The organism is Vibrio sp. S11_S32 (assembly GCF_014694465.1).
GTDB classification, from domain to species: domain Bacteria; phylum Pseudomonadota; class Gammaproteobacteria; order Enterobacterales; family Vibrionaceae; genus Vibrio; species Vibrio algicola.
In genome coordinates this window covers 1-12931 of sequence record NZ_JAAUWS010000057.1, presented here as the reverse complement: position 1 = coordinate 12931, position 12931 = coordinate 1, and the positions used below count along the sequence as shown (strand labels likewise).

Genomic DNA, 12931 nt, shown 5'->3' with positions numbered 1-12931 from the left:
TCTACCACGCAGCCCTTGTTTAGCTTCTTTCCATTCTTGGATAGCTTCTTCATCAATCCAGAAAGTCAGTGAACCACGTTTAATCAGTGATTGATTATATAACTTCCAGTTTTTGGTCTTATAACGATTTTTTGGCATGAATATCGATGGTTTAGTGGGGAGTAAACGATCTGATCGTCAGTTTCACATTTAGTTCCATCGAATTACGCAACAAAGCCAATCCCACTGGCAAATCGTATGGAAAAAGACGGTTGGGTGCGCCGCCAAGAAAATGATCGCATTATTTTAAAGCCATACGCAGATCCTACGGCTTAAACGCGATTAAATATGAACTGAGCATAGCAAAAAGATGCTGACGAAAACTCATCGCTCGTCTTTTCTATGCCATCATTTATGGTTCATATAAAAACCCATAGCTAAAATTTAACCTGCAAGCAATTTCAGCAAAAAGGTTTCTCGTTCGATACTCATGCCCTTTTTTGGGCTTTGAGCGATGGTGTTTTCGTTATGTGCAATCGCCTCATGAATATTGATCCACACAGGTCGCATACCATTGTTAATTTCATGGCTCTCATAACGAGTTTCGCCTAATTGCTTATCCACTTGGCAGATAAAGCAATACGACAACATGTGGATCACATCGATATCATTTTTATACCAAGGTCGAAATTCTTCATAGCAACCAAACGGTTCAATATCTCGAATATTCAACGCGCCGGTTTCTTCTTCTAATTCGCGGATCATGCCTTGCACTTGATCTTCGCCCTCATCTAAGCCACCACCTGGCAAACTGTAGTCATGGTAACGTTCGGTAAATAAAAGCAAAATTTCATCATCGCACTGCACAATGGCGCGTGTTGCTAATCGTTGTTTAATGGTTTTGTTATCAAGAGTGGTGATATCTGGGTGAATCGTTGAGCGCAGTAATTTCATAGTATTAGATGGGTATCGTGTTAAGAATTTATGTGATTGATTAAGCTGACATAACCGTTCAATGAGGATGAGAGAAACTTGAGGTAATTTCGACTGCATCATGGCGCCAATATTCAAGATCATGCGCCATCGTTTGCCCTGCGAGATTAATATGTTGACGTTCAATAAGCAACGCCGAACTGCCACTGGTGGTTCGCAAAGCTTGTGCAATATCCGCATCAAGTGAGGTCATGGTCATTTTGGTCACGGTGCGTAAATAGGTTTGTTGATAGTGTTGCTGAAACAAGTCGGGTAACGAGCCGGTTAAATCACACTCAAGCAAGCCGGCAAATTTTGATTCAGAGACATAAGTGAGCACAAAAGCCACCGGCCTTGTATCTAATGATAATAACCGTTTCAGTTTGAATACTTTACTAAAAGCGGGTAGTGCTAATAATTGTGAAGCCTGTTTATCCGCCAGCATTGAGGTGGCAGAGATGAGTTGGATTAAGGGCTGTAAATGCTGCTCTTGTGCCATAAGTTCAAAAGGTTGCGGCTCCGAAAGATCATATTGAAAACGTTGCGGCGAAATAAACCAACCACGGCGATCTTCTCGAAAGATTTTGCCTTCAGTTTCAAGCAGGGATAATGCCTCTCTTAATGTCACTCGGGTGGTGTTAAAAGAGTCGGCTAACTGTCGCTCTGAGGGTAACTTCTGCATCGGTAACAAAGCACCGGCATCAATCTGCTCTACAATCGCCTCTTTGATCTTAACGTACTGCAATACTTAACCCTTCTTGAAACATATTGCTATTGCTCACAATGTCAACCTTCAAACAAAAACGCCCAGCACACAGCGTACTAGGCGTAGATTTTAATCAATTCATGCTTGAAAAGTAAATCACCGTAACCAATTGTTTTGGTTACTTGGTTACTATCCACAGCGCATGGATCATGGCTGGGAAGAAGAACAAGAAACATAATACAATGTTAATCAATAAATCTTTACCTACACCACATTTCAAAAATACCGCTACTGGTGGTAATAATACCGCTAAAATAATCGCGACTAATTTGTTATCCATTTTGCCATCCTTGTTTTGCGTTCTAATAATAACTCTGTCTAAGTAACATAAAGCTATTTATCTCATGGTTAATATTTTTTAACAATCGTTTGTCCAATTGGCGCAAGAGAAATGAGAGCCAGTTTGATATGTTGGATCCCAAACGGAATACCAATAATGGTACAAAAGCAGGCAACGGCCGCGGTTAAATGGCCAATCGCAAGCCAAATACCTGCAAAAATAAACCAGACCACATTACCAATCATGCCTAGTGCGCCAGTACCAATATCATCTTTGAACGTTAACTCATTACGCTTAACCGCATCTTTGCCAAATGGAAAAAAGGTAAAGGTTCCAATCACAAAGCAAGATTTAGCCCATGGAATGCAGATAATTGTGAGAATGCAAAGCACCCCTGCCAACCACCAAGCAAGCCCCATAAACACACCACCAAACAAAAACCATAAAATGTTACCAATCGTGCGCATAATATCTCTTTATCAATTAAAGCAAATGATGCATCCCAATAAATTAGGATATACAAAAGCGAGCTGTAAAGCTCGCCTTCTTAAAATAGTTGATATATCTATCTTTAACCAGTTAATACATTATCTTCTGGGTATTTAAGTAATGTCGGTTTTGGTTTCGCTAACATGTAGGCTAATGTCATCGGACCAATTCGACCAATGATCATGATCACCACCATAATGTATTTACCCGGTTCCGACAATTCTGCAGTTAAACCGGCTGATAAACCGACGGTTGCAAATGCTGAAATGGTTTCAAACATGACTTTTTCAAAACTGGCTTTTTCGGTCAACATCAATAAAAACATAGAAAACGTAAGGATAATACCACTAACTACGATGATCGCCAAAGATCGGGTTACTTTTGGCCAACTTACCGTACGTCTAAACATCACCACATTTTGTTTTTGTCTCAAAAATGACCACGTCGCAACCACTGCCACCACAAAGGTCGACACTTTAATACCACCACCAGTTGAAGCAGAGCCAGCACCAATTAGCATCAGCACGATCATAATCAATAAAGCAGGCTGCCCCATTTGCGTAATATCGATACTATTAAAACCAGCAGTACGCGCGGTTGCCGATTGGAAAAATGCCGCTAGCCATTGCCCTTCTTCCGATAAATGCCCCATGGTATGAATATTATTATGCTCAAGCAGCCAAAACATCACTGTACCAAACAAGAGTAATACCGGTGTGGCAATTAACATGATTTTAGTATGAAGATTAAAACCGCGAAAACCGCGACGCCAATGAGCACTAACATCGGCAATAACTGTAAAACCGAGACCACCAAAAATAAACAATAATGCCAGAGGGATCACAACTTCTGGGTTAGATACATAATGCATTAAACTGTCGGAAAACAATGAAAAACCCGCATTATTAAACGCAGATACCGCATGAAAAAGCGAATACCATAGGCCCTTTCTCCAACCTAACTCAGGTACCCAAGTAAAAGCGAGCACCGCCATACCAAATAATTCAGCAATGATCGCAAAGATAATAATTTTCTTAACCAATTTTCTAAGGTTAATTCCCTTTTCTTGTCCTAACGCTTCTTTGGCTGCTGATTGCTGTTTTAAGCTTAAACGGACACCAAAGATATACAGTAAGATTGCCGAAAGTGTCATTTGACCTAAGCCACCAATTTGCATCAGCAACATAAGTAAAACTTGCCCTTCGATAGTGAAATGAGAACCGGTATCAACCACACCTAAACCCGTTACACTAATAGCAGATGTAGCGGTAAATAATGCATCAGCAAAAGATAAACCCGATACAGAGAATAACGGCATGGTCAAAAGTACAGCGGAAGGGACTAAGATAGATAAAAAACTACCTAAAATGATTTTTGGCTCTGACCAGCCTTTTTTCTCACCATCTTGTTTGATGGCAAATATAGAACCTTTTCTATCTATAACGCTCATAATTCACGCTTCGCTTACATTGATTTCATTCTATGAGCCATTGCAGAGTGAGGCCCAACAATAAAGAGGATATCCCCCATCTCTAAAACCGTGTTGTAATCAGGTGAGTCTATAATTTCAGGACCACGTTTAATCGCCAATACTTTCATATCTGCGTCTTTACACATGGAAACATCGCCCAGTTTTTTACCCATATTTTTAAGCGCAATAACGATTTCAGAAATCGCTAAGCCGCTACCAATATCGTGGAAATCAAACACGCGACGATCAAGCATTTTACGCGCGACGCGGACTCCCATATCTCGTTCAGGTAAAATCACATGGTCGGCACCAATTTTTTGTAAGATTTTGGCATGAAACTTATCATTCGCCTTAACCCAGACATTTTTAGCGCCTAATTCTTTTACCACCAGCGTCGTTAAGATACTGGCATTCACATCAGAGCCGATGGCAACCATCACCATATCGTATTCATCAAGCTTTAATTCTTGGGCTGTTTCTTCGTTAGAACAATTTGCCACAATAGCGTTATTGGTAATATTCGAGACAGCATTCACTCTCGCTTCATTGATATCTACCGCAAGCACTTCAGCACCTGAATCGCTTAATTCTCGACAAACTGAACTACCAAAGCGACCTAAGCCAATAACTGCAAATTGTTTACTAATTGATTTCATATTAAATTCTAGCCTTTTTTTTCGTCTCAAAGTACCGTTCTCTACATCCGCCAAATTTGAAATTGTCACTTGGCTAGTTATCTTTACTCAAGATGCAAAACGTCATTATAGATAATCGGAAAATATAGATAAAAGTCACAGTGCTTTTTATACCCTTACTGAGTCAATGCCAACCATTTTTAGTAAAATGTCTGCACTTTTTTCTATTATTGTTCAATATAACACCAAATAAATTTAATTCATCACAAATGCTAATAGGAATACGCAGAGATATTTGTTATTTTTCTTATCTTTAATAAATTCTAAACCCAGTAAGACTGGCTATAAACTTTAGGCTAAAGGACTTTCATGGATAATTTCCTCCTAACCATGCAGCAATTTTATCAGCAGCATACCCAAGACTGGAGCAGTGATATTGTCGCGATCATTGTATTTAGTTTAGTAGTCTGGATTGTTTGGCGTATCATTTATGCTCGCTTATCTCACATTGCCGACAAAACCAAGCTAGCATGGGATGATGTTATCTTACTGTCGTTAAAGTCTCCGGTAAGTACTTTGATCTGGTGTTGGCCGATGACTATCGGAACCGGCATTCTTCTAGAAGATGTTTTTAATCGTAGTGTTTCATGGACTCAAACCGCGCAAATTTTACTGGTTATTTCAATTATTATTTGGACGCTATATCGTTTGATCGGGAATAGTGAAGATATTCTTGAAAGAAACAGTAAATATGATACTTCTACCGTTCAAGCTCTCGCTAAAATCGCCCGCTTAATGATCTTTGCTCTTGGCATATTAACCATGATGCAAACTCTGGGGTTAAGCCTTTCAGGGTTACTCACCTTTGGTGGTGTCGGCGGTTTAGTGGTCGGTTTTGCAGCCAAAGATTTATTGTCTAATTTCTTCGGTGGTATTGTGGTTTACTTAGATCGCCCTTTTCGGGTTGGTGATTGGATCCGTTCCACAGACCGTAATATTGAAGGTACAGTTGAACGCATTGGCTGGCGGATGACCATTATTCGCACTTTTGATAAACGTCCGTTATATGTTCCTAATTCAATCTTCACCAATATTGTGGTGGAAAACCCATCTAGAATGCAAAATCGACGCATCAATGAAACTATCGGTATTCGCTATCAAGATGCCGATAAAATGGATGGGATTATTCGTGATGTCACCGAGATGATCCGCAATCACCCTGATATAGATAATAAACAAACCATTATTGTTAACTTTACCAGTTTCGGTCCATCGTCATTGGACTTCTTTATTTATACTTTTACTAAAACCGTTGAATGGGTTCATTTCCATGAAGTAAAACAAAACGTATTGTTAAAAGTGCTCGACATCATTCATCAACACGATGCTGATGTGGCTTTCCCTACTCGTACTTTGCATATGCAATCTAGCCAAGTCGAACCGGAAATCACTCCTGCAGATGATCAAAACAATACAGAAACGACTAAATAGCGGGCTTAAAATATAAAAAATGCACATCATACCCAATATGACGTGCATTTTTTGCTTAAAATAGTGTGTTGAAAGTCTCTGCTATTTTTTAAATTTCGCCGCTTCTAATTGCAACTGATCCAGCTTTTGCTCATCTTCTGCGATCTTATCTTGGTACTTTTTAATTTTATCGGCTTTGTTGTCTTGCATTGCTTCAACTAAATCGGCTTTATGCTCGGCCATGTCTTTTTGTACATCAGAAATATCATCATAAAGATTCGACTCTAAACTGGCATCAGTACAATGCAATTTCGCTTGCTGTAATGCGGTGGTTAGCCCTGCTTCTTTATCTTGATTATCATGCAGTTTGGCCATTTCTAATTGTGTTTCTATCTGGCATGTTTTTTCAGCACAACCTATTTTGTCACTACAGCTTTGCGCCCAAGTTGTGCCACTTGCGATCAGCAAGGTCAGTGCTAATACACCTTGATAAATTTTCATTTTTTCTCACTATTTATATAATTGATTATTATCTTATTATAGTGCATCCAACTGATATTTTTGTGAAGTATATTTTATGTCAGAAATAAGCTAGTATGCACGCCCGCTTAATCTAGTACTTATTGGAGTTTTTATGTCTTCTGGCAATCCGCAAAACAAATACGGTTCAAAGCCTTCTCATCAGCAGAAACGCACCCCAAGCAGAAACGGAAAGCCTCAGCATAAAAAAGCTGCCAATACTGAAGCGAAACCCGCGGGCTTGCACCCAAACAATATTCACCAAGGTCGTTATGATTTTGATGCATTAGAGAAAGCGCACCCTGCTTTAGCGCCTTTTGTGATAATGAATCCTCACGGTGATCGTTCGGTGACATTCAGCGATCCCAAGGCGGTATTGGCATTAAATGAAGCGTTATTAAAAGCGTATTATGGTTTGGATTTTTGGCAAATTCCGCCAAACCATTTATGCCCACCAATCCCAGGGCGTGCCGATTACATTCACTATTTAGCGGATTTATTAGCCGAAGAGCAGCAATTACAGCTCGATGAAGCACAATCAACACCACAAGATGATGATGACGAGTTTGAGCCTCGCGGTAATTCAAATCGCGCACCAATGATTTTAGATATTGGTACTGGCGCTAACTGTATTTACCCAATCCTTGGCAGCACTTCTTATGATTGGAAGTTTGTGGGAACCGATATCGATCCGGTTTCTATCAAATCGGCGCAATGGGTCATCAAAGCCAATAAAAAGCTTAATGGCAAAATCAAACTGCGCTTACAGCAAGATAAAGATTCGATTTTCCATGGCGTGATTAAGCCACAAGATCAATTTGCAATAAGCATGTGTAATCCTCCTTTCCACGCTTCAATGGAAAAAGCGACCGAAGGCAGTTTGCGTAAAGTGAACAACTTAAGCAAAGGCAAAGCGGCATTATTAAAAGCTAACCAAAAGCCAGTATTAAACTTTGCTGGTACTGAAAACGAATTATGTTACGAAGGTGGCGAAATTGCCTTCTTAGAAAAAATGGCCAATGAAAGTACCCAATTTGCCTTGCAAGTGACTTGGTTTACGACCTTAGTTTCTAAGACTGAAAACGTCGAAGCGTTGCGTGAAATCCTTGAAAAATTAGGCGTAAGAAAGATCAAAGTCGTTCCAATGGCGCAAGGTCATAAAGTGAGTCGTTTTGTGGCGTGGAAATTTTAAGACTAATTTAAACCACATGTTGCACGGATTAAAAAAGCGCCCTGTGAGTTAAATTCACAGGGCGTTTTAGTATTTAGCATTATTGATTTTAGATTTTTATAACCATTTGAATACAAATAAGAAAACAAAAAAGCCAGCAACCTCATCGGCTACTGGCTTCTCACAATCTAAAATAAGATTTTAATTCTAAACCCTACAAACCAGTATGATATTGCTGATCAGTTGATCCAACCACCATATTAGATAGCGCCTGACTTGCTTCTTGCTCGCCATTTAACAAGGCTTCAAATTGTTTAATTAACTCGACCTTATCGGGTGATACTTTGCTACCTGCGCCAATTTCGGTTAAATCAATCATAAATCCATCAAATAAGTGACTAAGATCGTCGATAATATCAGTATTTAAGAATTGGTCCTGATTGTAGATGCTTGGGTAACCACCCTTTTGCTTATCAATCGCAAATGAATCGCCTTTCAAGTTTTTGATACTGGTCTTTTTATCACACGACAACATACAGCCATTATCAATACGTGGCTTCTCACATCCGACGCTCTGCTGGAAGAAGCACTGACGGCTTGCCATTAGCAGGATCGGATGATAAATGCTGTACATCATTTTAAAGTTTTGTGGACGAGCGATATTTCGCATTTGTTGCTTACTGATCTCGTTAGAAACAAACGCACCGCTGCAATCAAAGTTTTGTTGCAATGCCAATAACACATAAGAGTTGGTGGTATTGAGCAGTGGGCCCGCAATCCAGTTGATGCCTAAGCGCTGAGCGTGATACGCAATACCGGTATTATTGGTGACGATCAATTGAGGTTTGACTTGCTCTAAAATATTCAGCGCAACGTCAAAATCCTTGCCGATCAATACTGGTGGGAACCAAGGGATCAAACGTGGGTTATCTTGTAAAAACGACACATATTTGGTGCAACCACGCTTATACGCATCTGGCAGTTTAAAGTAGATATCGGCATCAGTGACATCGGCAAGTGCGGCATCGGCTTCATCGCATATCAAAACGGAAAGCTCTGGTTTTTGATCGACCGGTTTAAGGTGGCGCTCAAGCTTCGGCAGCGTAACTTCTGCGATGGTGGCAATACCATCATTTAAGTAAGCCAATAATTCATTTTTAAGTGCGGTTATTTCACGATAAGGAATGCTTAAACCATCGCGTAACTGCTCTGTTTCAAACTCAACTAATTCATAATTGGCGTTATTGATATTTTTAAAACGCTTTTCTATCGCTTCTTTATCAACACTTAATTTTTCACTCACTGACATAATACTGCTTGAGGTAAATACGACCGTTTTTGGCGCTTCACTTAATAAGCCGTTATTTTGTTCCGTGGTCACGGTTAAGGTCAACGGCTTGCCTTGCTCGCTGGCAAAGTGCAATTTCAACTTAATTTTTTCAATGCTTAGCTGAGCAATTTTCTCATCCACAGACGCATTGATTTGCTGTTTATCTAATTGCAGTTGCTGTTTAGCATCAAATATTTCAACCACAGAAATGGTCTCACCCTGATCTGCTTTTTGCTTATCGGCTTTTAATTGCTCAACAATACGGTTATTCGAGTTGTCGCGAGGGTTATCAATAAACATCGATTGATTTAAATCACCGCGCAAAAACGCATTGGTAAAATCACGGTTGAATACCTTGTATAAACGTTCGCCATCTTGCGTCAGTTCGCCGGTTTCAACATAGCCATCAATTTGTTTGCGGAAGCTGTCAATCACAGTGTGAACATAGCTTGCACCTTTAATACGCCCTTCGACTTTAAACGAATGCACACCGGCATTAATTAACGCCGGTAAATCAAAGAAGGCTGAATTATCTTTAATGTTCAGTGGAAAGCTATTGCCCGACTCTGTGGTTTCATATTCTTCACGACAAGCTTGACTGCAACGTCCACGGTTACCGGAATTACCGGCTGTGGCCGAGGTTGAATAACATAACCCCGAAAACGCGACACATAATGAGCCATGCACAAACACTTCGACCAACACGTCATGATCTAACCCTATCGTCGTCATTGCGGTAATTTCTCGCAGATTAAGTTCACGCGATAAATTCACTCGGCTGACACCCAGCTTTTTCATAAAAGGGATCTGGCCAATATTATGGATCGTCATTTGAGTCGAAGCATGAATATCAAGCGTTGGGAAATATTGGCGTAAAACGTACAATAAGCCGATATCTTGTACAATAACACCATCTAGCGTGGTATTGACTAATCGGTTAAGCAGTTTAACTACGGTTTTGAATTCTTGCTCTAAAATCACAATATTCAAAGTTAAGAAGATCTTACAATCGTATTGATGAGCAAGTCGGATAGCCCCAACCAAGTGATCGAACGAAATATTAGACGCACGGTTACGCGCATTAAAGGTATCTAGACCACAATAAACGGCGTCCGCGCCTGCAATAATAGCGGCTTTAATTGCGTCGATATCGCCACCTGGGGCTAATAATTCAATCTTTTGGTTCATCACACAGAGTCTCGGCTAACTTTAAAGGCGGAATGATACCTGTATATGTTGCTAATGAAAATCATTGCGACAAATTAATCCATTTTATCATTAAAGGAAAAAATGATGTTCGATAAACACAGTCCGTTGCCCGTGTTGTATTCACTGCGAAATTGTCCGTTCGCGATGCGGGCTAGAATGGCGATTTATCGCTCACAACTGCCAGTACTATTGCGTGATATTGTATTAAAAGATAAACCAGCGGAAATGTTAATGGCTTCGCCTAAAGGGACGGTGCCCGTTTTGATTACCAGTGATGGTATGGTCATTGACGAAAGCATCGAAGTGATGTTGTGGGCATTAAGTCAAAATGATCCGGCGGATTTATTATTGCGTGAGGATGAAAACCAGTTTGATGAGATGCGCAGACTCATTCATCAATTTGATAGCGAGTTCAAACCGTGCCTTGAAGCTTACCGAGCCGCTAAACGCTACCATGAGCCTAACTTAACTGAATGCCGTGCAGCTTGCGAACAGCACATCGCCCAGTTAGAACAAGGTTTATCCAAACATACCTTCTTATTAGCCGAGCGAGAAAGCCTTGCAGACTTAGCATTGCTGCCATTTATTCGCCAGTTTGCTCGCGTAGAACGGCAATGGTATTTGCAATCACCCTATCCTAAATTACGCCAATGGTTAGACCGATACTTACAAAGTAAAATGTTCAGTAAAGTGATGACAAAGCATGAACTTTGGTTGTTGAATCGACAAGATGTTGTATTAAACCCGTCTAATTCCATTTAATATTTGATCAATTTGAATACGCCGAAAGATGCAGATCCATAAGAAAATGTTGCATAAAAAACACCCCATAAACTTAAGGTCCGTTTATGGGGTATTTTTATATCGGCGATTTATCGTGTTACCATCATTTGGCCAAACGGCGCGCTGCAACAGCTTCCGCTAATTGGCGCAATACGGTTTCGGTGTCATCCCAACCAATACAAGCATCGGTAATACTTTGGCCGTAGTTTTCTACTTTCCCATCCACCAGATCTTGACGACCTTCATTGATGTGGCTTTCAATCATCACGCCAAAAATAGCGTTTTCACCTGCGGCTAATTGCGAACAAACATCTTCCGCCACCACCATTTGACGCTGAAATTGCTTAGAGCTATTCGCGTGGCTAAAATCGATCATCACTTTTTGGCGTAAACCTTGACCCGCTAATTCGGCTTTGACCGCCGCAACATGGGCAGCGCTGTAGTTTGGCTCTTTACCACCGCGTAGGATGATATGACAATCTGGATTTCCGGCAGTTTCTATAATGGCTGAATGGCCGTATTTGGTTACCGATAAAAAGTGATGCGAGGCACCGGCAGAGCTGCACGCATCGGTGGCGATTTTGATATTGCCATCGGTCCCATTTTTAAAACCAACGGGGCAAGAAAGACCAGAGGCAAGTTCACGGTGGACTTGAGATTCCGTCGTACGCGCACCAATTGCGCCCCAACTGATCAAATCACCCATGTACTGCGGCGTGATCATATCTAAGAATTCACTGGCGGTTGGCATGCCAGCATCGGTTAGATCTAATAACAATTTACGACCAATGCGCACGCCATCATTAAGCTGATAAGTATCATCAAGATATGGGTCGTTGATAAGCCCTTTCCAACCGACTGTGGTGCGTGGCTTTTCAAAGTACACTCGCATTACGATTTCAAGATTGCCTTTAAACTCTTCACGCAATACCGCCAGACGTTTGCCATATTCTAAAGCCGCTTCAGTATCATGGATAGAACAAGGACCAATCACCACCAGCAGACGGTCATCCTCGTCTTGCAGAATATTGTGGATAGCGGCGCGTGATTCAAATGTCGTGGTGCTCGCCGTTTCTGTGGCAGGGAATTTTTCAAGAACCGCTACCGGTGGCAAAAGTTCTTTTACGTTTTTAATTCTTACATCATCAATCTGGTACATAACTACATCATCCTATGTATTTGAGCGCACGACTTCTTGTCTATTAAAATAAATCTTTAAAGTCTGTGAAACATCTAATGTGATTTTTTCAAACCTTTCTTTAACTTATCCTTACAAAATAAGAACTTCAATCATTAATTGTGTTTTAACCGCGATTTAAACAAAAAAACCAACATAGTCGCCTACGTTGGTTTCAATATCGGTGGATGTTACTTATTTAACCCGGTGGAAGATTTGGTTCCAGTCATGCTTCATATCCACCACTAACCAATCGCCTTTTTGGGCTTCTTCTAACGCTTTATCTAACTGGCCAATCGGTGAGTTTTTGTCATACGCCCATTCACGTTTTGCGTCGGTATGATGAATGAGCACGGACAATCTTGCGCCATCGCCCGCCGCCGTCCATTGCAACATTTGCATATCACCATTTGAATTACCAAATGAGGCCACTGGGCGGTATTCTGGTCTAATCGATCTGGACACCTTGATTGTGGATAATCAATCGAGGTGAATATGAATACAAAACGTCAATATCGAACTTATACGAAAGAATTTAAAGAAGAGGCAATCTGCCTTATTACCGAACAAGGGTATTCTGTCGCCCAAGCTGCTGATGCGTTGGGAGTATCACAAAACCTGCTTTACACTTGGAAGCAGAAGGCTGACGAACTCAATAATTCATCTGTCAACGCAGATGA

The 12931-nt window shown here is 40.7% G+C and carries 14 protein-coding genes and 1 pseudogene; 4 read left to right on the top strand and 11 right to left on the bottom strand.

Features of this window, described 5'->3' with window-relative positions:
• The 7 genes and pseudogenes from HC723_RS15075 to HC723_RS15045 all read right to left on the bottom strand — a co-directional run.
• Positions 1-138: pseudogene (locus HC723_RS15075) on the bottom strand (IS5/IS1182 family transposase); the annotation flags it as partial.
• Positions 139-423: 285 nt separating this feature from the next.
• Positions 424-933 carry an NUDIX hydrolase gene (locus tag HC723_RS15070; RefSeq protein ID WP_153448690.1) on the bottom strand — a complete coding sequence of 170 codons (510 nt, stop codon included), beginning with the start codon at positions 931-933 and terminating at the stop codon, positions 424-426.
• A gap of 58 nt (positions 934-991) precedes the next feature.
• Entirely contained in the window at positions 992-1696 is a 705-nt protein-coding gene (locus HC723_RS15065) for a UTRA domain-containing protein (RefSeq protein WP_190339657.1), read from the bottom strand.
• A gap of 139 nt (positions 1697-1835) precedes the next feature.
• Positions 1836-1997 carry a YqaE/Pmp3 family membrane protein gene (locus tag HC723_RS15060; protein ID WP_153448692.1) on the bottom strand — a complete coding sequence of 54 codons (162 nt, stop codon included), beginning with the start codon at positions 1995-1997 and terminating at the stop codon, positions 1836-1838.
• A gap of 68 nt (positions 1998-2065) precedes the next feature.
• The gene (locus HC723_RS15055) at positions 2066-2464 is read right to left on the bottom strand and encodes a YccF domain-containing protein (RefSeq protein ID WP_153448693.1); all 399 of its coding nucleotides are present in this window, start codon (positions 2462-2464) and stop codon (positions 2066-2068) included.
• Between the two features lie 104 nt (positions 2465-2568).
• A complete protein-coding gene (locus HC723_RS15050) occupies positions 2569-3936 on the bottom strand; it encodes a TrkH family potassium uptake protein (RefSeq protein ID WP_190339656.1) in 1368 nt (455 codons plus the stop codon).
• A 14-nt stretch (positions 3937-3950) separates the two neighbouring features.
• Positions 3951-4613 carry a potassium channel family protein gene (locus HC723_RS15045; protein WP_153448695.1) on the bottom strand — a complete coding sequence of 221 codons (663 nt, stop codon included), beginning with the start codon at positions 4611-4613 and terminating at the stop codon, positions 3951-3953.
• Between the two features lie 348 nt (positions 4614-4961).
• Here HC723_RS15045 and HC723_RS15040 point away from each other — a divergent pair, with 348 nt between their 5' ends.
• The gene (locus tag HC723_RS15040; RefSeq protein ID WP_190339655.1) at positions 4962-6083 is read left to right on the top strand and encodes a mechanosensitive ion channel family protein; all 1122 of its coding nucleotides are present in this window, start codon (positions 4962-4964) and stop codon (positions 6081-6083) included.
• 81 nt (positions 6084-6164) lie between these two features.
• On the opposite strand, the gene HC723_RS15035 is transcribed toward HC723_RS15040, so the two are convergent.
• Complete coding sequence (locus HC723_RS15035; RefSeq protein ID WP_153448697.1) at positions 6165-6563, bottom strand: DUF1090 domain-containing protein; 399 nt, start codon at positions 6561-6563, stop codon at positions 6165-6167.
• A gap of 133 nt (positions 6564-6696) precedes the next feature.
• Between HC723_RS15035 and rlmF the strand changes: the two genes are divergently transcribed.
• Positions 6697-7773 carry a 23S rRNA (adenine(1618)-N(6))-methyltransferase RlmF gene (gene rlmF, locus HC723_RS15030; protein WP_153448698.1) on the top strand — a complete coding sequence of 359 codons (1077 nt, stop codon included), beginning with the start codon at positions 6697-6699 and terminating at the stop codon, positions 7771-7773.
• Between the two features lie 193 nt (positions 7774-7966).
• Here rlmF and HC723_RS15025 read toward each other — a convergent pair whose 3' ends face one another.
• Positions 7967-10270 carry a peptidase U32 family protein gene (locus tag HC723_RS15025; protein WP_190339654.1) on the bottom strand — a complete coding sequence of 768 codons (2304 nt, stop codon included), beginning with the start codon at positions 10268-10270 and terminating at the stop codon, positions 7967-7969.
• 102 nt (positions 10271-10372) lie between these two features.
• On the opposite strand from HC723_RS15025, the gene HC723_RS15020 reads away from it, so the two are divergent.
• Entirely contained in the window at positions 10373-11053 is a 681-nt protein-coding gene (locus HC723_RS15020; RefSeq protein WP_153448700.1) for a glutathione S-transferase, read from the top strand.
• A 124-nt stretch (positions 11054-11177) separates the two neighbouring features.
• Here the strand turns inward: HC723_RS15020 and aroG are convergent, their stop codons facing one another.
• Together aroG and HC723_RS15010 are read right to left on the bottom strand one after the other, a co-directional pair.
• Complete coding sequence (gene aroG / locus HC723_RS15015; RefSeq protein WP_153448701.1) at positions 11178-12233, bottom strand: 3-deoxy-7-phosphoheptulonate synthase AroG; 1056 nt, start codon at positions 12231-12233, stop codon at positions 11178-11180.
• A 213-nt stretch (positions 12234-12446) separates the two neighbouring features.
• Positions 12447-12647, bottom strand: coding sequence for a hypothetical protein (locus tag HC723_RS15010; protein ID WP_190339653.1), 201 nt, complete (start codon positions 12645-12647; stop codon positions 12447-12449).
• A gap of 99 nt (positions 12648-12746) precedes the next feature.
• On the opposite strand from HC723_RS15010, the gene HC723_RS15005 reads away from it, so the two are divergent.
• The coding region (locus HC723_RS15005) for a transposase (RefSeq protein WP_190339652.1) at positions 12747-12931 on the top strand (185 nt) is incomplete at its 3' end.